This is a genomic window from Endozoicomonas sp. OPT23 (assembly GCF_009653635.1).
Classification (GTDB): Bacteria; Pseudomonadota; Gammaproteobacteria; order Pseudomonadales; family Endozoicomonadaceae; genus Endozoicomonas_A.
Window position 1 is genome coordinate 250797 of sequence record NZ_PPFD01000009.1, and the last position, 21991, is coordinate 272787.

17 protein-coding genes are annotated in these 21991 nt (G+C 48.2%); all 17 read right to left on the minus strand.

Going from position 1 to position 21991, the window contains the following annotated elements:
* Positions 1-29: 29 nt before the first annotated feature.
* Entirely contained in the window at positions 30-2759 is a 2730-nt protein-coding gene (gene secA, locus EOPP23_RS20540; protein WP_153767849.1) for a preprotein translocase subunit SecA, read from the minus strand.
* Positions 2760-3108: 349 nt separating this feature from the next.
* On the minus strand, positions 3109-4044 hold the full coding sequence (locus tag EOPP23_RS20545; protein ID WP_153767850.1) for a M23 family metallopeptidase: 936 nt from the start codon (positions 4042-4044) through the stop codon (positions 3109-3111).
* A gap of 392 nt (positions 4045-4436) precedes the next feature.
* On the minus strand, positions 4437-5351 hold the full coding sequence (gene lpxC / locus EOPP23_RS20550) for a UDP-3-O-acyl-N-acetylglucosamine deacetylase (RefSeq protein WP_153767851.1): 915 nt from the start codon (positions 5349-5351) through the stop codon (positions 4437-4439).
* A 100-nt stretch (positions 5352-5451) separates the two neighbouring features.
* Entirely contained in the window at positions 5452-6651 is a 1200-nt protein-coding gene (gene ftsZ, locus EOPP23_RS20555) for a cell division protein FtsZ (protein WP_153767852.1), read from the minus strand.
* Positions 6652-6709: 58 nt separating this feature from the next.
* Positions 6710-7945: a cell division protein FtsA gene (ftsA, locus tag EOPP23_RS20560; RefSeq protein ID WP_153767853.1), complete on the minus strand. Its 1236-nt coding sequence runs from the start codon at positions 7943-7945 to the stop codon at positions 6710-6712.
* A gap of 70 nt (positions 7946-8015) precedes the next feature.
* Positions 8016-8792: a cell division protein FtsQ/DivIB gene (locus EOPP23_RS20565; RefSeq protein ID WP_153767854.1), complete on the minus strand. Its 777-nt coding sequence runs from the start codon at positions 8790-8792 to the stop codon at positions 8016-8018.
* Positions 8764-9768 carry a D-alanine--D-alanine ligase gene (locus tag EOPP23_RS20570; protein ID WP_153767855.1) on the minus strand — a complete coding sequence of 335 codons (1005 nt, stop codon included), beginning with the start codon at positions 9766-9768 and terminating at the stop codon, positions 8764-8766. Before EOPP23_RS20570 ends, EOPP23_RS20565 begins: the two co-directional genes overlap by 29 nt.
* 11 nt (positions 9769-9779) lie before the next feature.
* Positions 9780-11228: a UDP-N-acetylmuramate--L-alanine ligase gene (murC, locus tag EOPP23_RS20575; protein ID WP_228550817.1), complete on the minus strand. Its 1449-nt coding sequence runs from the start codon at positions 11226-11228 to the stop codon at positions 9780-9782.
* Positions 11218-12285, minus strand: coding sequence for an undecaprenyldiphospho-muramoylpentapeptide beta-N-acetylglucosaminyltransferase (gene murG, locus EOPP23_RS20580; RefSeq protein ID WP_153767856.1), 1068 nt, complete (start codon positions 12283-12285; stop codon positions 11218-11220). The genes murC and murG overlap by 11 nt, the downstream gene beginning before the upstream one ends.
* The gene (gene ftsW / locus EOPP23_RS20585) at positions 12278-13471 is read right to left on the minus strand and encodes a putative lipid II flippase FtsW (RefSeq protein ID WP_153767857.1); all 1194 of its coding nucleotides are present in this window, start codon (positions 13469-13471) and stop codon (positions 12278-12280) included. The genes murG and ftsW overlap by 8 nt, the downstream gene beginning before the upstream one ends.
* Positions 13471-14823, minus strand: coding sequence for a UDP-N-acetylmuramoyl-L-alanine--D-glutamate ligase (gene murD, locus EOPP23_RS20590; protein ID WP_370514844.1), 1353 nt, complete (start codon positions 14821-14823; stop codon positions 13471-13473). The genes ftsW and murD overlap by 1 nt, the downstream gene beginning before the upstream one ends.
* A 32-nt stretch (positions 14824-14855) precedes the next feature.
* Positions 14856-15938 (minus strand): phospho-N-acetylmuramoyl-pentapeptide-transferase, encoded by a 1083-nt coding sequence (gene mraY / locus EOPP23_RS20595; protein WP_153767858.1) that lies wholly within the window; start codon positions 15936-15938, stop codon positions 14856-14858.
* A gap of 2 nt (positions 15939-15940) precedes the next feature.
* The gene (gene murF / locus EOPP23_RS20600) at positions 15941-17365 is read right to left on the minus strand and encodes a UDP-N-acetylmuramoyl-tripeptide--D-alanyl-D-alanine ligase (RefSeq protein WP_153767859.1); all 1425 of its coding nucleotides are present in this window, start codon (positions 17363-17365) and stop codon (positions 15941-15943) included.
* Positions 17362-18882, minus strand: coding sequence for a UDP-N-acetylmuramoyl-L-alanyl-D-glutamate--2,6-diaminopimelate ligase (locus EOPP23_RS20605; protein ID WP_153767860.1), 1521 nt, complete (start codon positions 18880-18882; stop codon positions 17362-17364). Before EOPP23_RS20605 ends, murF begins: the two co-directional genes overlap by 4 nt.
* Positions 18883-18965: 83 nt before the next feature.
* Positions 18966-20744, minus strand: coding sequence for a penicillin-binding protein 2 (locus EOPP23_RS20610; protein WP_153767861.1), 1779 nt, complete (start codon positions 20742-20744; stop codon positions 18966-18968).
* Positions 20741-21037: a cell division protein FtsL gene (ftsL, locus tag EOPP23_RS20615; RefSeq protein WP_153767862.1), complete on the minus strand. Its 297-nt coding sequence runs from the start codon at positions 21035-21037 to the stop codon at positions 20741-20743. The genes EOPP23_RS20610 and ftsL overlap by 4 nt, the downstream gene beginning before the upstream one ends.
* Positions 21038-21053: 16 nt before the next feature.
* The gene (rsmH, locus tag EOPP23_RS20620; RefSeq protein WP_153767863.1) at positions 21054-21983 is read right to left on the minus strand and encodes a 16S rRNA (cytosine(1402)-N(4))-methyltransferase RsmH; all 930 of its coding nucleotides are present in this window, start codon (positions 21981-21983) and stop codon (positions 21054-21056) included.
* Positions 21984-21991 lie beyond the last annotated feature (8 nt).

Consider the following 21991-nt stretch of genomic DNA (forward strand, 5'->3'; position numbering starts at 1 on the left):
GTAAATATTCAATTTAAACTATTGAGTATTTAGTCAATCTTGCCATGGCACTGCTTGAACTTCTTGCCAGAACCGCATGGGCAAGGTTCGTTACGACCTACCTTGCGGCCTTCGCGAACAAATGGCTCTGGCTGAGCTGCTCCTTCTGGAGCCTGTTCGGCTTCATCTTGCTCAAGACCTTCAGCCTGAGCGTGCTGGAATTGCATGCGCTGCGCCATTTCCTGACGACGCTGCTCTTCCATTTCCTCAGTACGGTCATCCTGCTGAACCTGTACATGGGACAGAATACGAATGGTGTCGTTCTTGATCTCTTCCAGCATGGACTGGAACAGCTCAAAGGCTTCACGTTTGTATTCCTGCTTAGGGTTCTTCTGTGCGTAACCACGTAGATGAATACCCTGACGCAGGTGATCCATAGTCGCCAGGTGTTCTTTCCACTTGTCGTCCAGAACACGCAGAAGGATGTGCTTCTCGAAGTTTCTCAGACCTTCCGCGCCAGCAAGTTCTTCTTTCTTCTGATAGTCAGCAACTACTTCAGCCAGAATGCGCTCACGCAGACCGTGCTCTTCAAGCTTGTCGTCTTCGTCGAGCCACTTCTGAACAGGCAATTCAATACCCAGCTCGGCAGCCAGCTGTTGCTCCAGACCGGAAACATCCCACTGTTCTTCCAGACTCTCTGGCGGAATGTGCTGGGAAATAACGGTACTAACAACTTCCTCACGCATACCTTGAATGCTTGAAAGTACGTCGTCAGAGTTCAGCAATTCATCACGCTGACCATAAACCACCTTACGCTGGTCGTTTGCCACATCATCGTATTCCAGCAGTTGCTTACGAATATCGAAGTTGCGACCTTCCACCTTACGCTGAGCTTTCTCGATGGCATTACTGACCATGCGATGCTCAATAGCTTCACCTTTCTCCATGCCCAGAGCCTTCATAAAGCCCTTAACACGATCAGAAGCAAAGATACGCATCAGGCTGTCTTCCAGTGACAGATAGAAACGGGAGGAACCCGGATCACCCTGACGACCGGAACGACCACGCAACTGGTTATCGATACGACGAGACTCGTGACGTTCAGTACCGATAATGTGCAGACCACCGGCTTCCAGCACCTGCTTATGGCGCAACTGCCAGTCGGCTTTAATCTGGTCTTCTTGCTCTTTAGTTGGACTCTCAATCGCAGCCAGCTCAGCTTCCCAGCTACCACCCAGAATAATGTCAGTACCACGACCCGCCATGTTGGTCGCGATAGTAATCGCTCCCGGACTACCTGCCTGAGCAATGATCTCCGCTTCCTTCTCGTGGAACTTGGCGTTCAACACGTTATGAGGAACCTTCGCCTCTGTCAGAGCGTTCGATAACAACTCGGAAGATTCAATGGATGCAGTACCCACCAGAACCGGACGATTCTTTTCAACATTTTCTCTGATGTCTGCAATGATGGCTTCGTATTTCTCACCAATGGTCAGATAAACCAGATCATTGTGATCCTCACGAATCATCGGCTTATGAGTCGGGATTACCAGTACATCCAGACCATAAATCTGGCGCAATTCGAATGCTTCTGTATCCGCAGTACCGGTCATACCGGACAGTTTTTCATAGATACGGAAATAATTCTGGAAGGTGGTGGAAGCCAGTGTCTGACTTTCGGCCTGAATGGTCAGCCCTTCTTTCGCTTCCAGCGCCTGATGCAGACCTTCGGACAGACGACGACCCGGCATGGTACGGCCAGTATGCTCATCAACCAGCATAACTTCGTCATTGCTGACAATGTATTCAACATTGCGAGTGAACAGTACATGTGCTTTCAGAGCTGCATTCACATGGTGCAGCATATTCAGATTGTGTGAAGAGTAGAGGCTTTCACCTTCAGGCAGCAGGCCAAGGCTCTGCAGCTGCTCTTCAATAAACTGATGCCCCATTTCGGTCATTTCCACCTGACGGGTCTTTTCGTCCACCAGATAATGGCCGGTAGGCTCTTCGCCTTCTTCAAGCTCACCTTCATGCTTCTGAAGCTGAGGTGCCAGCATGTTCATCTGCTTATAGAGTTCAGAGGAATCTTCAGCCGGGCCGGAAATAATCAGCGGAGTACGTGCTTCGTCAATCAGGATGGAGTCAACTTCATCCACTACAGCAAAATGCAACGGACGCTGGAATTTGTCTTCCTTGCGGAAGGCCATGTTGTCACGCAGGTAGTCAAAGCCGAATTCGTTGTTGGTACCGTAGGTAATGTCAGCAGCGTAAGCTTCACGTTTCTCTTCCGGAGACTGCTGTGGGACAACCACACCGTAGGTCAGGCCCAGGAATTCATAAAGAACCCCCATACCGGCAGCATCTCGACGAGCCAGGTAGTCGTTCACGGTAACAACATGAACACCTTTACCGGTCACCGCATTCAGGTAAACCGACAGAGTTGCCATCAGGGTTTTACCTTCACCGGTACGCATTTCGGCAATGCGACCTTCGTGAAGGGTGATACCACCAATCATCTGTACGTCGAAATGGCGCATGCCCAGACAACGCTTACTGCCTTCACGTACTACAGCAAAAGCCTCAGGCAACAGAGCATCAAGCTCTTCTCCCTGCTGAAAGCGGTCACGGAATTCCTGAGTCTTGGCTCTGAGTTCTTCATCACTCAGATTCGACAACGACTCTTCGTGAGCATTGATCTTCTTGACCAGCTTGCCCATGCGTTTCAGCTGGCGATCATTCCGGCTGCCAATAATTTTTTTAACTAACGTAGCTAACATAGATTGGTTACAGTCTCACTCAAATTCCGGAGCTGTCTCTCCTGCCGACAATCCTGTCGGGGCAGACAAGCGCACAATTGCACAACATTCTATGACAATCACACAAAAGTCTCATCCATATTAGCTACAAATCGGCAGCCTGTTTCATGCCAACTGCTTGGAATGATCGTTATTGAGGAAAATCAACAATTTGGGACGTAATCAGGTTTATCGCTATTCCCTGGCTGGAGTTTAACAAAAAACACTCACAGTGCCCGGTACGAGATCAATATATGGGGACTGGCCGAATGAATTTCAAGGAAACGAGGAAAGAAAGAGAGGCAGGCTGGCAATTTCCAGCCCGGGGGCACTATTTGCTTGCTCTGTAGATATAGAGCTGAGGATCAACGTTCTTGCCGTTCTTTATCACTTCAAAATGAACATGGGGACCTGTAGATCGACCAGAGCTTCCCATCTCAGCCAGTACCTGACCACGGGAAACAACGTCTCCAACCTTAACTTTTGAAGCCTGATTATGAGCATAGCGAGTAACGTAACCATTACCATGATTCACTTCAACCAGAAGACCATAGCCGTAACGGTCTCCAGCCCAGGTTACAACACCCGCTGCAACCGAGATAATATCGGAACCACGCTTACCGGCCATATCAATACCTGAATGCCAGGCATTTTTACCCGTGAAAGGATCAGTTCGGCTGCCAAATCGAGAAGAGAGCCACCCTTTACGAATAGGAAGCCCTGCAACAAAGGCAGAATCTGTTATAACCTTGTTTTCAAGCAGGTCCTGCAACAAGTCAAGCTGTTGCTCTCTACTATCAATCTGTTTTGATAATTGATCAATAGCATCTATTAAACTGGATTTGGCATAGAGGGATTCACTACCCGGCACTTCTTCCGGACCACCTACAGCAGGAGCTTCATCAAACTCAAACTCACCATCATCAAGCTTGGCAGTAACCGTTAAGCGCTCTCCTACCGCATCGAGACGGGTGATACGACCCTGTAATTCCGCAAGCCTTAAAGTTAAAGCATCAATCTGACGCTCCGCTTCACGACGGACAACGTCGACTTCCTTTTTCTGTTCGTCCAATTCAACTTTCCACTGCTGAACACCTTCTTCAGTCAGCAGTAAATTTTTGTCTGTTTTCATTGCTACATAAGCCAGACCGCCACCTAACAACAGGCACAGAGACATTGCTGAAGCAGCCAAAGCTATCAACCTGTTTCCTGAAACCCTGAAAGAACGGGTTCTGGAATGATCCTGTTTAACAACAATTACTTTCATTCGGGCGTCCTGTACTCCCCGAGGTCGCAGCCAGCCAAAAAACCATCTGGAACAATCCTCGTGATCGATTATTTTTGATCACTATTCCAATTATACGTAATAACGGATTAAAGCTATTCCATTCCAGCAGAAGCGATGATGGAAAGACACATCCAGCGCTCAATCGTATAAGAAGCAAAATCCCCGACAGGGAGCTTGGCAATATGAGGGCGAACTTTAGCATTCAGCGACAAAAAATCGCAACCCTATTGCTCTCTGCATTCTCTTAACTGTGCCTCAAGTCAAATCTTCGACATTGCTATCGACCAGCAAATATCAAAATAATTCACCCTTGAAAGAAAAAAAAGGCTGCGAAAGCAGCCTTTTTTTCATCATGATCAGAAAACTCTTAATTAAGCTGGTATGGCAGCTGGCTTAAGATAGGAGATAGGTGCAACCGTCGCATCATCAAAGGTTACTACTTCCCATGCACTTTCGTTCTGAAGAAGAGAGCGCACCAGCTTATTATTGAGCTCATGACCAGACTTGTAACCATCAAACTGACCAATCAGGCTGTTACCCAGCAAGTACAGATCGCCAATGGCATCCAGCATTTTGTGCTTAACAAACTCATCGTGATAACGCAGGCCGTCTTCGTTCAAAATACGGTAGTCATCCACTACAACCACGTTATCAACACTGCCACCAAGAGCCAGGTTCTGGGAACGCAGCTGCTCTACATCGCGCATAAAACCAAAGGTTCTGGCACGACTGACTTCCTTAACAAAGGAAGTGCTTGAAAAATCGATGGCAGAGGTCTGCGAACGATTCTTGAACACAGGGTGATCAAAGAAAATGGTAAAGCTGACTTTAAAGCCGTCATACGGTTTGAAAGTCGCAGTCTTATCACCATCAGAAACAGTGATCTCTTTCTTGATTCGAATGAATTTTTTAGCCGCTTCCTGCTCCTGAATGCCCGCAGACTGAATCAGGAATACGAAAGGACCGGCACTGCCGTCCATGATTGGTACTTCATGGGCACTGACTTCTACATAAGCATTATCAATACCCAGCCCAGCCATAGCTGAAAGCAGATGCTCTACAGTATCAACACGAACACCATCCTTTTGGAGTGATGTACACAGTGTTGTCTGTCCAACATATTCCGCCTTGGCTGGAATCTCGACCACAGGATCAAGGTCCGTACGGCAAAATATGATACCGGTATCTACAGGGGCCGGTTTCAGCGTCAGGTATACCTTCTCGCCGGAGTGCAACCCAACTCCTGTAGCCCGAATAATGTTTTTTAAGGTGCGCTGTCTGATCATGATAATGCTATTCCGCGACCTCAAAGGCCCCTGTTATTTGAATGCAACAACCTATTGTAACAAAAGTTACATATGACACAACCGGTCACTGGTTATTCACTCAATCTGCCTGTCGACGTAGGAACGCCGGAATATCCAGGTAGTTTACATTTTCAGCTGATGACGCTGGCTGTCGCTTAGGCTTTTCCTCTTGCAACTCTTCCTCCTGTACAGCTGCAGCAGCTTTATTGCGCAGATGGGGAGGGATATCCAGTTCGCGAAGATCCAGAGAACCATCTTTGCGGGTTCCCACTGGACGTTTGTCATCAACAACCTTCATGGACTCCTGTCTACCACCACCTTCACCAAGGCCAGTAGCAACAACAGTCACTCGTAATTCATCACTCATGTCCGGATCAATAACAGTACCAACAACAGTAGTGGCATTGTCAGAAGCAAATTCCTTAACGGTTTCGCCCACTTCGTGGAATTCACCGACGGACAGGTCCAGGCCTGCGGTAATGTTAACCAGCACACCTCTGGCGCCCTGCAGATTAACATCTTCCAGCAGAGGGCTGCGAATCGCACGCTCGGCCGCTTCAATCGCACGATTACTGCCTGTGGCAGAACCAGTACCCATCATGGCCATACCCATTTCGGACATTACTGTTCGAACATCAGCAAAGTCGACGTTAATCAAACCGTCGCGAGTAATCAATTCGGAAATACCCTGCACAGCACCAAGAAGTACGTCATTAGCCGCACTGAATGCGTTCAATAGACTTACATCGCGACCCAGCACTGGCAGCAGGTTCTCGTTTGGAATGCAGATCAAAGAGTCAACATTTTCCTTTAGCTCATTCAGGCCTTCTTCTGCAACACTCATGCGTCGCTTGCCTTCAAATGAAAATGGTTTAGTGACAACTGCTACTGTCAAAGCACCCATTTCACGAGCAATCTGAGCAACAACAGGAGCCGCACCAGTACCTGTACCACCGCCCATACCGGCAGTAATAAAGACCATATCCGACCCTGCCAGCACTTCGCTGATACGATCACGATCTTCCATCGCCGCTTCACGACCAACCTGTGGGTTGGCACCTGCGCCAAGACCACGGGTAATATTAGCACCTAGCTGCAAATGCGTATGCGCTTGCAAATGTTGTTTTTTCAGTGCCTGAGAATCAGTATTGGCACAGACAAACTCAACACCTTCCAGCTGGCTATTCAACATGTGACAGACAGCGTTACCACCACCGCCACCAACACCTACTACCTTTATAACCGCTTCCTGCGGTACATTATCCACCAGCTCAAACATGGCCTTCTCCTTTAAATTTGTTTATAAACAGGAATAGAAAAACATTATAAATCTGTAGTCAAAAGGAGCCTTTGAACCATTTTTTGATTCTGGCAGCCCAATTCTCTTCCTGTTTACTGTATACAGCTTCCTTACGACCTTCCTTCTGCTCCTTCAATCCGTAATGCAGAAGACCAACACCTGTCGCATAAATGGGATTCGAGACAAAGTCTGTCATTCCCTGAACTGCCTGAGGCACACCAAGCCTCACAGGCATATGAAATATTTCTTCAGCCAGATCAACAGCACCTTCTATCTTTGAGGTGCCACCTGTCAGAACAATACCGGCTGGTATTAACTCTTCGAAACCACTGCGTCGCAGCTCAGCCTGAATCAGAGTGAAGAGCTCTTCATATCTTGGCTCAACCACTTCAGCCAGAGAGTGTCTGGACAACTCCCGGGCTGGCCGGTCACCCACACTGGGCACCTTGATCATATCATCTGCACCCGCCAGCTGAGTCAGACAGCAGGCATATTTGATCTTTAGCTCTTCAGCATGCTGGGTTGGCGTACGCAGTGCCATAGCAATGTCGTTAGTTACCTGATCGCCCGCTATCGGTATAACAGCTGTGTGTCGTATTGCACCATCAGTGAAAATGGCAATATCAGTGGTACCGCCACCAATATCCACCATACAGACACCCAGCTCTTTTTCATCTTCAGAAAGCACTGCATAGCTGGACGCCAGCTGCTCCAGAATAATATCGTCAACATCAAGGCCACAGCGTCGAACACAGTTTTCAATATTCTGCGCCGCATTTACTGCACAGGTAACAAGATGAACCTTGGCCTCCAGTCGAACACCGGACATACCCTTAGGTTCCTTGACACCTTCCTGAGTGTCAATGATGTATTCCTGAGGCTCTATATGAAGAATTCGCTGATCCGCAGGAATAGCAACAGCCTGAGCTGCATCTATCACCCGATCTATATCCGCACTGTTAACTTCACGATCACGAATAGCAACAATACCATGGGAGTTAAGACTGCGAATATGATTACCGGCAATACCCGCATAAACGGAATGAATTTTACAACCAGTGACCAGTTCAGCTTCTTCAATAGCGCGCTGAATGGCATGCACGGTTGAATCGATATTGACAACCACGCCCCGCTTCAGACCTTTTGATGCATGAGAACCAATGCCGAGAACTTCTATCTGGCCATCCTGGCTGACCTCACCTACTATAGCCACCACCTTTGAGGTGCCTATATCCAGCCCTACGATCAAATTTCCATTATTTGCCGATGTCATGGCATCACTCTTCCCAAAACCTCAAAAACCGTCGTCATCAGTGACAAGCAGTCATTCATCTTGCTGCTATTTATTTCCACGCCACCGAAGCCCCGTTTAAATACCGTAAATCCACTCGCTTCACATCTTCCCAGCGATCATTCAGACGCTCGTGAAAGAGCCTGATAAATCTTTGCAATCGAGCCATTCTTCGGTCTCGACCAATATTTACTGATACATGGTCAACCCTAAACAACCATGAATCCGTACTACTTAAATTCAGCTCACTGACCGTTACCCCAAGTGGACGCAACAGCTGACTGATCGACAAATACTGCTGCATCACATCCTGAGCTCTGTCCTGAGGCCCTGACAACAAAGGCAGGTCGACAAAACTGTCCAACTGACCGGGCCTGAATACCTGCCCCCGTTCATCAATCAGGCCATCCTGCTCCCAACGAGCAATGGCTTCACGCTCAACCAGAGTAACAACCACCTTATCCGGCCACTCACGCTTAACACTGACTCTCTTCACCCAGGGCATAGCAGCTACAGCATCCTGCATCCCCGGTAAATCGAGAAACAGAAAGCGGTTAACCAGCCAGGGGGCCAGTACTTTTTCTACCTCATCCCTTTGCAGCTGATTAAAGCCTGAACGAACCTCCACACGTGCTATCGGCTGATTGACCCAGTCCATCAACCTTGGCCATGTCCAGATAACTCCTGCCATAACCGTAAACAGAGCCAAATACTTACCTGCTAACTGCCAGCGAGCGAGATTCTGTGGGCCGAACCCTGCCTTGTTCCGATTCGCTTTGAAAGAAGCCGAAGCTCTCTTCTCAGACTTCTTCCGTTTCAGTAATTGCACTGTATTCCTTTAGAATGCATTGGCCAGACAGCTCACCAGTCAGCGAGGTTTTCAGTATTTCCATCACCAACTGATCAAAATCCAGCCCCACTGCCTTAGCTGCCATAGGTACCAAACTATGGTCTGTCATACCCGGAACTGTGTTCACTTCCAGAATCCAGAAACGACCTCTTTCGTCCTGCATAAAATCAACACGTCCCCAGCCGGAGCAACCAAGGGTTTCAAAAGCTGTCAGGGCTAAAGCCTGCATTTCCTGCTCTTCACCTTCTGACAAGCCGCAAGGTAAGCGGTAACCGGTATCGTCAGATAGGTATTTAGCCTCGTAATCGTAGAATTCTTCCTGCGACTCTATTTTAATGGCTGGCAGAGGCTGGCCATTAAGTACGGTCACGGTAAATTCCGGACCATCAATAAACTGCTCAACCAATACTGAAGAACCATACTGACTGGCTTTTTCCCAGGCTGGATACAAATCCTGCTCACGATCAACTCTTGCCACACCCACACTGGAACCTTCAAGACTCGGCTTAATAAATGCCGGAAGGATTTCAACACAGTACTCCAGGTGATCCGGATCTTCTATTAATCGAAAATCCGGTGTTGGCAGACCCACTGCCTGCATCAACAGCTTGCTGCGATATTTATCCATGGCTAAAGCTGATGCCATCACACCACTGCCTGCGTAGGGAATGCCCATCAACTCCAGCAACCCCTGTACAGTGCCATCTTCACCACCACGGCCATGCAGAGCAATAAAAGCTCTATCCGGCTTATGGCTTTCCAGCTGTTCAACCAGGTTATTGGCCGGATCTATCATGACCGCATCAACACCAGTTCGTACCAGTGCCGCATACACTCTATCACCGGATGCCAGACTCACTTCCCGCTCAGCAGAAGTACCTCCCAGTAACACGGCAACCTTGCCGAAAGCTCTGGGGTCAAAAGACTCATGATTTGGTTCACAACTGTATATCATGATCGGTTTCCTTAAATATTCCTGCCTTCAGCGAACTCATTTGACAGCTTTCCAGCCAATGCTCCAATGTCGCCAGCCCCTTGCGTCAGGACCAGATCGCCATCACGAACGATACCTTCAAGAATACCTGCAACTTCATCAGGGCCGGACACATAAACCGGCTCCAACTGACCTCGCTGCCTGATGCTGCGACAAAGACTCTTACTGTCCGCACCGGGAATCGTTTCTTCACCAGCCGGGTAAACCTCCATCAGCAACAGCACATCAACGCGCGAAAGCACATCAACAAAGTCTTCATACAGGTCGCGAGTTCTTGAATAACGATGAGGCTGATAAACCATTACCAGTCGTTTATCTTCCCAACCATCCCGGATAGCACTGACTGTTGCAGCAACTTCAGTCGGGTGATGACCATAATCATCCACCAGCATAATATTGGCATCATTGACATCAAACTGCCCCTGCACCTGAAAACGTCGACCAACACCTTCGAACTGTTTCAGGCCTTCACAGATGGCTTCATCGGTCATGCCCTCATCTTCAGCGACAATAAAAGTAGCCAGAGCGTTAAGGACATTGTGTTTGCCAGGAATATTCAGCTCAACATTCAAAGCCTTTTCAGGGCAACTCTTACGGTGCAGTTCAAAGCGTGTAATCAGACCATCCTGCTGGATATTGACGGCACGATAATCGGCCTGCTCACTCTCACCATAGGTGACCGTTCGACGTTTAATTAATGGTAACAGTTCCTGAACAACAGGACAGTCGATACAAACCACAGCCAGCCCGTAAAACGGCAGGTTGTGCAGAAAATCAATAAATGTCTTTTTCAGTTTACCGAAATCACCATCGTAGGTCGCCATATGATCGGCATCGATATTGGTAACGATCGAAAGCATTGGCTGCAGATGCAAAAACGAAGCATCAGACTCATCTGCTTCAGCCACCAGAATTCGACTGGCACCCAGACGGGCATTGGTTCCTGCTGAATTCAAACGACCGCCAATCACAAATGTCGGATCCAGATCACCGTGACCAAGCACAGAAGCAATCAAACTGGTTGTTGTCGTTTTACCGTGAGTACCTGCAACAGCAATGCCGTGTCGATATCGCATCAACTCAGCCAACATTTCCGCTCTTGGTACAACAGGAATACGACGTTCTCTTGCAGCCAGCACTTCCGGGTTATCTTCCGCTACGGCCGTAGAGGTCACAACCACATCACAGCCATCAATATTGGCGGTGGTATGACCAATAAAGACTTCAATACCTTTACTTTCAAGACGCTGGGTTACCGCAGAAGCCCTGATATCAGAACCGGAAATTCTATAACCCTGATTACCGAGCACTTCGGCAATGCCACACATGCCCGAGCCACCAATACCAACAAAGTGAATTTTCTTAATACGACGCATTTCAGGAACAGCAGCCACTGAAGACATTGGGTGATCAGTTTGCATTGGCAATCTCCAGACAGTGTTCCGCAACTTCAATGGCGGCTCTTGGGTGAGCAACCTTTCCGGCAGCTTCAGACATTTTCTCCAGCTTTTCTGGCTGGTTGTACAATTCAGTCAACAGTTCAGTCAATTTTTCTTCACTTAGGTTTTTCTGTTGCACCATCAGTGCTGCACCCTGCTCAACCAGATAGTTGCCGTTAGCCGTCTGATGATCATCAACCGCAAAAGGAAAAGGAATCAGAATGGATGCTCTTTGCGCTAATGCCAGTTCTGAAACAGTCAGAGCACCTGAACGGCAAAGAACCACATCAGCCCAGTTATAAGCGGATGCCATATCATCAATAAAGGGCTCTACTCGCCCTTTAACGCCGCACTTCTCATAAAGTTCTCTTGCCTCATCAGCATTACCTTTACCGGTCTGATGCCAGACACTTATCTTGCCTGACAATTTAGCCAGAGATTCAGGTACAACTTTATTAATACCGATTGCCCCGCGACTACCCCCTACTACAAGCAGTTTCAGAGGTTCATCTGGCTCTCTATTCAAAGAACTGCAAGAAATACTGTTTCGTACCGGATTTCCAGTCACAGTAAATTGTTTCTCCGGAAACGCTGAAGGGAAGGCAACTAACGTGCGACTGGCAATTTTACTTAATATTTTATTGGTAAAGCCGGCAATGGCATTCTGTTCATGAACAATCAAGGGCACACCCATCAAGCGCGCAGCCAATCCTCCGGGACCTGTGACATAACCTCCCATTCCCAAAACACAGACAGGCTTCATACGACGAATAACTTTCATCACACGGTAAAGAGAAACCATTAATTTCAAAGGGGCTTTTAGCAAACTGGCTATGCCCTTACCCCTTAAACCTGTCACCGGTATATGAGTAATCTCAATACCATGTTTGGGAACCAGCTCTGCCTCCATACTGTTCGGAGTACCCAGCCAGTGAATATCACAGCCTTTTTTCTGCAGCTCTTCTGCGGTAGCCAGTGCCGGAAAGATATGCCCTCCAGTACCACCAGCCATTATCAATACGGTAGGACGATCAAGCATCTCGCCGTCCTCCGTCTTTATCTGTCTGTTCGACATTTAGCAGCCGTCGTTCATAATCAATGCGTAATAATAAACCGAACGCCATACAGGTAATCAGAAGACTACTACCGCCATAACTGATCAATGGCATCGCCAAACCTTTGGTTGGCAACAATCCTGTACTCACCCCCATATTAATCAAGGCCTGGGTGCCGTAGAGCAAGCCTATTCCGTACGCTAGAAAACCATGAAACAGCATGCCTTTCTGCTCTGCCCGCTGACCTATCTGTAAGGCACGCCAGGCAATAAACAGGGTCAGAGCGAGCACCAACAGAGCTCCTATTAGCCCCAGCTCTTCTGCCAGAATGGCAAAAATAAAATCAGTATGAGCTTCCGGTAGATAAAAGAGTTTCATCAGGCTGTTACCCAGCCCTACCCCAAGCCACTCTCCACGGCCAAAAGCGATCTGGGCCTGAGTAATCTGAAAACCACTGCCGTATCGATTTTCTTCTGACCACGGCTCAAGAAATGATGTCACACGAGCCAGTCGATAAGGCTCGATATAAATCATCAGAGCAATCAAGGCCAGAAGCACCAGAACAATACCTACAAACTGCATCTTCTTGGCACCAGCCAGAAATACCATCCCCATTGCCGCAGACATCAGGACAACCAGTGACCCTAAGTCAGGCTCGAGAAGCAGAAGGCAGGCAGCTGTCCCAAGAATTACCAGAGGTTTGAAGAAGCCGCTGAATTTGGTACGTACCTCATCAAGGCGCCTGTCGAGATACGCTGCCATATAAATAACAATCATCAGCTTGGCAGCTTCAGAAGCTTGCAGATTGAATATACCCAGAGGTATCCAACGAGTACTGCCGTTTATTTCTCGAGTAAACAGAACCACAAACAGCAGAAACATACTCATGAAAAGAGCCAACCAGCTGAAACGGTGTACCACCTTTACAGGAAGCACCAAAGCTCCAACCATCAATCCCATTCCGGCAGCCACAAAAACCAGCTGTTTAACGATAATATACAGAGGCTTTTGATAGAGGCTGTCAGCGATCTCCATAGACGCAGAGCTGACCATAACCAGGCCAATCACCATCAGCGTGAAAATAGCACCCAGCAATGGAATATCCAGAGAACTCCGATAATCACCGGTTCCCAGATTAAATTCGCTCTGAAGCCGCTGCTGGAGAATCATCAAAGTTTCTCCTTCACCAGCACTACAAATTGATCGCCACGTTGTTCAAAACTGCTGAACATATCAAAACTGGCGCAGGCGGGAGCCAACAAAACAGTATCGCCCTGCTGACTAACAGCCAGAGCCCTGTCTATGGCTTCAGCAAGGCCTTCTGCGTGACTGCAATCTGCAGCACCCTCTACAGTTTTAGCAATCTGTTCACCGTCACGACCAATGACGATCAATTCCCGTACATAACGTTGTACAGGGGATCTCAACTGACTGAAGTCTGCCCCTTTACCATCACCACCAGCGATCAGAACAACCTTGCCGGAAATGACTTCACCCAGCCCTTCAATAGCAGCAACTGAAGCACCAACATTAGTGGCCTTGGAATCGTTAACCCAAACAACACCGTCTTTTTCAGCCACCCACTGACAACGATGGCTCAAGCCAGGAAACTCTTTCAAAGCACTGAGCATGGCTTCCAGAGGAATATTTACAGATTCACCTAAAGCCAGTGCAGCCAGAGCGTTAGTCTGATTATGACGGCCTTGAAGCTTCATCTCGGCGCAGTTCAATAAACGAGTTACACCTTTGCATAACCAGATGCCGTCACTGTCTGTCAGCAGCCCATAGTCGTTCAGATCGGGTAGCCCTGAGGTAAACCCGATAGCAGGTGTGGCCTGAGGCAACAGAGGAACTGTCAGAGCATCAGGCTTAAAATACACCGCCTTGCTGCAACCTTTATAAATTCGCTGTTTGGCCTGATGATATTCAATCATGGATACATAACGATCCATATGATCAGGACTGAGATTCAGCACTGTGGCAACAGTAGCTCTCAGAGAATGCGTCGTTTCAAGCTGAAAACTGGACAGCTCAAGTACAAACAACTCAATAGTGTCATTCTGAAGTAAATCCAGAACAGGCACACCAATATTGCCACCTACAGCGACATTGATACCGGCTGCTTTTGCCATTTCACCCAACAGACTGGTTACCGTGCTTTTGCCATTGGAACCTGTGATGGCAACCACCGGTTTGTTCACTTCTCGACAGAACAGCTCGATATCGCCAACAACTTTGACACCCGTTGCAGCAGCATCAGCAATTTCAGGCGTAGCAACAGCAATCCCCGGGCTGAGAACAATTTCATCAGCGGCCAGCAGCCAGCTCTTCTCAAAACTACCAGTATGAACGGGAACGTCAGGGTATTCATTCTTGAGCTCATCAAGACCCGGAGGGTTAGTCCGGGTATCAATCACCTTAAAAGGCAGTTTCTTACCAGCCAGATAGCGGACACAGGACATCCCGGTCTTGCCAAGACCAACAACAACACGGGAACAACTGGAACCTATAATTTCTGCCACTGCTATTTATGCCTCTGCGCTATTCGCTTTTATTATCTAATTTTCAGTGATGCCAGTCCGATCAGAACCAGAATCAGGGTAATAATCCAGAACCGAACAATAACTCGCGGTTCTGGCCAACCTTTCAATTCAAAATGATGATGAAGCGGTGCCATTCTGAAAATACGGCGGCCAGTCAATTTAAACGACGCAACCTGTAGAATCACCGATACGGTTTCCATAACGAAAACACCACCCATGATAATCAGTACGATTTCCTGACGAACAATAACGGCCAGTACACCTAATGCTGCACCCAGTGCCAGGGCACCCACATCCCCCATAAAGACCTGAGCCGGGTATGTGTTGAACCATAGAAAAGCCAGACCGGCCCCACCAATAGCGGCGCAGAACACCACCAGCTCACCGGAGCCGGGAACAAAAGGAATTAGCAGATATTGAGCAAAGTTTGCATGACCACTTACGTAGGCAAAAACAGCTAACGCTGCAGACACTAGCACCGTCGGCATAATCGCCAGACCGTCAAGACCATCAGTCAGATTCACTGCGTTACTGGTACCAACAATGGTCAAATAAGCCAGCACAATAAAGAACGGTCCAAGGTCAATAACCACATTCTTGAAAAAAGGTACGATCAGACTGGTTTCAACGGGTGACTGAGCTGTTGTATATAGAAATATCGCAGCACCAAGACCAGCTACTGACTGCCAGAAAAATTTCCAGCGAGCAGGTAAACCTCTGGAGTTCTTCTCTACCACTTTACGGTAATCGTCTACCCAGCCAACAATACCAAAGATCATAGTGACCAGAAGCACGACCCAGATGTAGCGGTTTGACAGGTTTGCCCAGAGCAACGTGCTGACTGCTATACAGATCAGAATCAGTGCGCCACCCATGGTAGGCGTACCGGCTTTACTAAGGTGTGATTGAGGACCATCATCACGAACAGACTGCCCTATCTGGTGATAGCTCAACTTCCTGATCATAATAGGTCCGAGCCAGAGCCCCATTCCCAGTGCAGTAAGCACACCAAGAATGGCTCTCAGAGTCAGGTATTTAAACACAGCAAAACTGTGGTAGTACTGGGACAAGAAGTCCGCCAGCCAGAGCAGCATTATCAGCGCTCTCCTTTATATTCAGATCCCACCAGGGATCGGACGACATCCAACATTTCCATGCCTCTTGAGCCCTTCACCAAAATGGTGACCAGCTGCTGCGCATCCTGCTGATGCCACTCAGCCATCAGTTTCTTTGCAGCGTTCGACAAGGATTCTTTATCAGCGAAGTGACGTCCATTTGCAGAATTCTCAGAAAAACCTGCAACAGACAATTGAGTCAACTCCCCAAAACCATAAAACGCATCTATCTTTTTCGTTCGAGCATAGGCTCCGATATCCCGGTGACGGGCTTCCGCCACCTCACCCAGGTCGAGCATGTCGCCTAACACCATCAATGTTCGACCACGACAGTCAGACAACTGGTCAATGGCTGCCAGCGTTGCAATCGGGCTGGCATTGTAACTTTCATCGATCAACAGCTCTTTTTCTGACAGCTGATATCGGGAACCTCTTCTCTGAAACGGCTGAGCATTTTCCAGCCCAGAGACAATCATGTCCAGTGACAATCCAACAGAATATGCAGCCAGTGCCGCACAACAGGCATTTTGAACCTGATGATTGCCCCAAAATGAAATAGTGAGCGACTTCTGTAACACAGTCTCATTACTCTTAATATTCAGAGTAAAAGTCATACCCATGTCAGTTGACACAATATTCGAGGCATAGCAGTCAGCACTGGTATTTTGAAGACTGAAAGAACGTATATGTCTCGTCGTATCTTCAGCAGCCCGCTGCTGCCAGAGTTCAAAACTGGGGTCATCCCTGTTCAGAATGGCCACACCACCTGACTTAATGTGCTTAAGAATGAAACCCTTCTCAAAAATAACACCTTCGAGGCTGACCAGATCTTTCAGGTGATTTTCTGCGGCATTGGTAATAATGGCTATATCGGGCTTTGCCAGACTGGATATGTAATCAATTTCGCCGGGGGAGCTTGTGCCTAGCTCAACGACAGCCGTTTGATGCTCAGAGGTGAGATCAAACAACGTCAATGGCACACCAAAAGCATTGTTAAGGTTTCCTTTGGTCGCAAGAGTATTACCTCTTTCCGAAAGAATCGCAGCCAGCATCTCTTTAACTGATGTTTTGCCACACGTTCCAGTCACTGCCACCAGAGGCTTTTTAAAATTGTCCCGATTAAAACGACCAAGCAACCCTAACGCCTGCTGAGTATCAGCCACCACAATCTGAGTAGTGATAACTTCTTCAAGCTGATGATCAACCAAAACGGCTGCAGCACCCGATTCGACTGCTTTCGCTACAAAGGCGTGACCATCAAAATTCGGCCCTTTAATAGCGACAAAAAAATCACCTTTTTTTATGGTTCGTGTATCAATACTGATACCGGCAATCTCAACATCATCACCAACAACACGACCATTAACGACTTCAGAAATCTCACTGGCGCAATACGAGCGGATCATATAGCACCTCCATTGACAGCAGGTGCTCGCCAAACGGTCAATGCCTGCTCAGCTTGCTCTACATCATCAAAATGCACTCGCCGCCCCTGAATTTCCTGATAGTCCTCATGACCCTTACCAGCGATCAGAACGATGTCGCCTTTATTCGCCTGAGCAACAGCTGCCTGAATGGCCGAAGCTCTATCCGTAATACACGTCACTTTATGCTGATCACTTTCTCTTACAGCAGTCATCGCATCGGTAATAATCTGCTCTGGATCTTCACTTCTGGGATTATCGCTGGTGATAAGCACTTTTTGTGCACCATCAAGAGCAGCCCTTGCCATCAAAGGTCTTTTGCCTCGATCTCGATCACCGCCACAACCAAAGACACAGGTGACGTTTTCTGAACCATGTTCAGCAAGAGAGTTCAGCACGCTGGCCAGCGCATCAGAGGTGTGAGCGTAATCAACAATAACCAGCGGCTTATCCTGACCACCGATTCGCTGCATACGACCAGGTACGGACAACAACCCGGGAATCAACTGCAGCACTTTATGGAAATCAGATCCGACACTGCAAACAGCGCCAATCACTGCCAGCATATTTTCAAGGCTGAAACGCCCCATCTGGTTGAGCTTTAACTCACCCTCACCCCAGGGGGTTTTCAGAACTGCATTAACACCACTCTGATTCAGCTGAATCTGCTCGGCAAAGATATCAGCGTTCGCATCCGAGGTAGAAAAAGTAAACACTTCAGTTTCTGACCCACAAGCAGCCAGCATGATTTCACTGTAAGCATCATCAAGATTAATCACCGCTTTCTGAGCACGACCATCAGCAAACAGTTTTGCCTTTGCCTCTGCGTAAGCTTCCATAGTCTGATGATAATCAAGATGATCACGACTGAGGTTGGTAAATACGCCCACCTGAAAACTTAATGTATCCACACGCCCCTGATCCAGACCGTGGGAAGAAACCTCCATGGCCATGGCGGGAATACCCTCTGCAACCAGCCCAGCCATAAAACCTTGAGTAGCCACTGCATCCGAAGTGGTATTCAGGCAAGGCTCCAGCTCTGGCGGAATTCCCTGACCAATAGTTCCCATAACGGCACAGGGTGTTTCCAGTTTTGAAAGCAGCTGAGAAATAAACCAGCAGCAAGACGTTTTACCATTGGTTCCGGTCACACCGATCAGATCAAGTTTCTTTGCAGGCTGTCGAAATACACGATCAGCGACAAATGCCACCTTGTCTTTCAAACCACTGATAAAAAAGACGCTTTCAGAATGACCATCAGTTAGCTTCCCGTTGTAACCATCTGCTTCTACCAGCACCGCGGCGGCTCCAGCACTGACGGCATTGCTTATATAATCCCTGCCATCGACACTGAAACCAGGTACTGCCAGAAACAACTCACCCCCGGCCAGCTTTCTGCTGTCGAGGGTCAGTCCGGTAATCTGTTTGTCTGTCTTCAGTGGTGCCTGATCAAGCTCCACCAATACTTCATTCAAAGACAACAATTGACACGAAGTCATGCTTCATCCTGTTACCAAAGCAGCCCTGACTTGCAAAAGCCAGGGCTGCACACTCAATACAAAACACCGTTTACATGTTTCGTTTAATTCATATGTGCAGCAGGGTTCTGTAAACCCAGACCTGCTGTCAACACCTTGTCTTTCTGTGGTCTGACACCCAGTGCTCTCAATGCCTGTGCATTTACTTTCGAGAACACAGGGCCAGCAGTAACACCACCGTAATAATCTTTACCTGCCGGGTCATCAATGATTACGACTGTCGCTATTCTTGGATTTTCCAGAGGCGCAACCCCTGCAAACAACCCGATATAACGTTCACTGGAGTACCCTCTGTTACTGACTTTTCGGACCGTACCTGTTTTAGCCGCAACGTCATAACTTTTCACAGCCCCACGCCAGCCCGTACCACCTTTGCGAACAACCTTGCCCAGCATTTGCAGTACTTCATCAGCCACTTCTTTGGGCATAACACGCTTACCTGCTGGAGGCACATCGCGTTTTATCAGGGAAGTAGGACGAAGGACACCACCTGCACCCAGCACAGCATAAGCCTGAGCCAGCTGCATTGGTGTAACCGTCAGGCCGTAACCAAACGACAGAGTTGCCGTTTCAATATCACTGAAGCGATCTTTGTACGGGATATAACCAGAACGTTCGCCCGGAAAGCCTGTTCCAGGTGATTGCCCAAGACCGACACGCCTGAACATATCCATCACCGAATCAGCACCAACATTCAAAGCCATCTTGGTCACACCGATGTTACTGGACTTCTTCAGTACTGTTTCAACATCAATCACACCATAACCATGGGTATCTTTTACTGAATCTCTGCCTACACGCATATAGCCGACACCGGTATTAATACGGGTATAACGATTATATTTTCCGGACTCCAATGCTGCAGCGACAGTGAAAGGCTTTAATGTTGAACCAGGCTCAATAGCATCAGTCAAAACCCGGTTACGGCTGTACTTCAGTTCTTCACGATTATTTGGGTTATAGGAAGGCTGGTTAACCATGGCCAGAACCTCACCAGTCTGAACATCCAGCATAACCAGTGAGCCTGATTTGGCCCTGTGCTTTTTTACTGCGCTTTTCAACTCACGATATGCCATATACTGAAGGCGAGAATCGATACTGAGCATTAATTCCTTACCGGGCTGAGAGTTTTCCAGCAACTCTGCTTCTGTCACCAGATTACCCAGAAGGTCCTTTCGAATACGACGAGAGCCGTTAGAACCGGTCAACCATTGGTCATAACCCAGTTCAAGCCCTTCCTTACCAATTTCACCAGCATCCTTATCATCCCGTCCGGTCAGACCAATCAAGTGAGAGGTTACTTCACCCATTGGATAGTAACGTTTCTGTTCTGGCCGGATGACAATACCTTTGATGCGCAGACTACGAACCAGTTTACCTTCTTCGGGTGTGAGTTCGCGTTTGAGAGGCAGGAATCGTTTACCGGCAGCGGCCTTCTGATTCAACCTGCGAGTCAGCCAGTTTCGATTCAAATCAAGCGCATCGGCCAATTCAAACCACCGCTCTTTGCTGTTCAGCAAAATAACCGGATCTGCCCACACCGAAGTAACAGGCGCACTGGCAGCAAGGATTTTACCGTTACGATCAAAAATAATGCCGCGGTGAGCCGGGATGGACTCATTCCTGACTGAACGCTTGTCACCCTCGCCCTGCAGAAACTGGCGATCAAGAATCTGTAGATTAACCAGCTGGCCGGTCACTATGATTCCCAGCATGACAAAAATAGCCTGGATGAAGCGAAACCTTCCCTTGAAAGAGACTTCTTCATCTTCTTTTTTGCGACTACTGCCAGTAGTACGGCTGTTTGTACGTTCCCTGTTCATGGCGCTAATACCTGAATGCGGTCTGAGCCGGGCACTTCCATGGCCAACTCATTCCTTGCGATCTTTTCCACTCTGTCAGGGGCTGTAAGAGTACTCTGCTGAAGCAGCAGTCGCCCCCATTCCACCTGAGCCTTATTTTTCTTATCCAGCTCCTGCTGGAGAATATTGTGTAATCGTCTATTTTCATGCCCGGCATAGCTGACCGCTACGCCCGATACGAGTACAGCCATGAGCAACAAACCTATCCATTTGTTGGACTCATTAACCAAAGCTTTCAGTGGCTGTAAATCCATCTATCGAACTCGCCTGTCAGTTCAGTTTTTCTGCAACACGCATGACTGCACTGCGAGATCGAGGGTTAGAATCCACCTCTTCTTTGCTGGCCTTGATGGCTTTGCCCAGAGGTTTCATTCGCTTGTTCAACTGATCCTCGGTCACCGGCATCCAACGCGGCAGTTCATCACCCTTGGCATGCTTGCGAATAAAACGCTTGGCAATTCGGTCTTCCAGCGAGTGGAAGCTGATCACCACCAGGCGCCCACCCGGCTTCAAAATCTCCAGCGCCTTATCCAGACATTCGATCAAATCATCCAGCTCACGGTTGATATGAATTCGAATCGCCTGAAACGCCCGAGTTGCCGGATGCTTATGCTTTTCCCTTGAAAAGCTGACACCAGCAATAATGTTTGCCAGCCTTTTTGTTGTCGTAATAGGAGCTTCTTCCCTTTCACGCACAATGGCTCTGGCTATTCTGCGAGAACCACGGTCTTCACCGTATTCCCAGATCACCTTACTGATTTCCTGCTCTTCTGCTGTATTGATCCAGTCAGCGGCACTCTGCCCCTGAGTGGTATTCATACGCATATCGAGCGGACCGTCCTGCATAAAGCTGAATCCACGCTCCGGATTATCCAGCTGCGGTGATGACACTCCCAGATCCAGCAATACGCCATCCACCTGCTGACCAGCCAGCGCACTGTCCAGATCAGCAAAAGAGCCGTGGTAGATATTGAAACGACTTTCTCTACCTGCCAGTTCATCGGCCACAGCTATGGCTCGCGGGTCTTTATCAATCCCCAGCAAGCGACCTTCTTCAGACAACTTGTCCAGAACTGCCCGGCTATGACCTCCTCTACCGAAGGTACCATCTACATAGAAGCCTTCCGGATTGACCACTAAAGCCTCAACTGCTTCATTCAACAGCACGGTAATGTGCTGATCTTCTTTTACTTCTGACATCTATTAAC

Coding starts and splice junctions, on each gene's coding strand:
- secA (WP_153767849.1), bottom strand. CDS start 2,759: ATGTTAGCTACGTTAGTTAAAAAAATTATTGGCAGCCGGAATGATCGC.
- EOPP23_RS20545 (WP_153767850.1), bottom strand. CDS start 4,044: ATGAAAGTAATTGTTGTTAAACAGGATCATTCCAGAACCCGTTCTTTC.
- lpxC (WP_153767851.1), bottom strand. CDS start 5,351: ATGATCAGACAGCGCACCTTAAAAAACATTATTCGGGCTACAGGAGTT.
- ftsZ (WP_153767852.1), bottom strand. CDS start 6,651: ATGTTTGAGCTGGTGGATAATGTACCGCAGGAAGCGGTTATAAAGGTA.
- ftsA (WP_153767853.1), bottom strand. CDS start 7,945: ATGACATCGGCAAATAATGGAAATTTGATCGTAGGGCTGGATATAGGC.
- EOPP23_RS20570 (WP_153767855.1), bottom strand. CDS start 9,768: ATGATATACAGTTGTGAACCAAATCATGAGTCTTTTGACCCCAGAGCT.
- murC (WP_228550817.1), bottom strand. CDS start 11,228: ATGCAAACTGATCACCCAATGTCTTCAGTGGCTGCTGTTCCTGAAATG.
- murG (WP_153767856.1), bottom strand. CDS start 12,285: ATGCTTGATCGTCCTACCGTATTGATAATGGCTGGTGGTACTGGAGGG.
- ftsW (WP_153767857.1), bottom strand. CDS start 13,471: ATGATTCTCCAGCAGCGGCTTCAGAGCGAATTTAATCTGGGAACCGGT.
- mraY (WP_153767858.1), bottom strand. CDS start 15,938: ATGCTGCTCTGGCTGGCGGACTTCTTGTCCCAGTACTACCACAGTTTT.
- murF (WP_153767859.1), bottom strand. CDS start 17,365: ATGATCCGCTCGTATTGCGCCAGTGAGATTTCTGAAGTCGTTAATGGT.
- EOPP23_RS20605 (WP_153767860.1), bottom strand. CDS start 18,882: ATGACTTCGTGTCAATTGTTGTCTTTGAATGAAGTATTGGTGGAGCTT.
- EOPP23_RS20610 (WP_153767861.1), bottom strand. CDS start 20,744: ATGAACAGGGAACGTACAAACAGCCGTACTACTGGCAGTAGTCGCAAA.
- ftsL (WP_153767862.1), bottom strand. CDS start 21,037: ATGGATTTACAGCCACTGAAAGCTTTGGTTAATGAGTCCAACAAATGG.
- rsmH (WP_153767863.1), bottom strand. CDS start 21,983: ATGTCAGAAGTAAAAGAAGATCAGCACATTACCGTGCTGTTGAATGAA.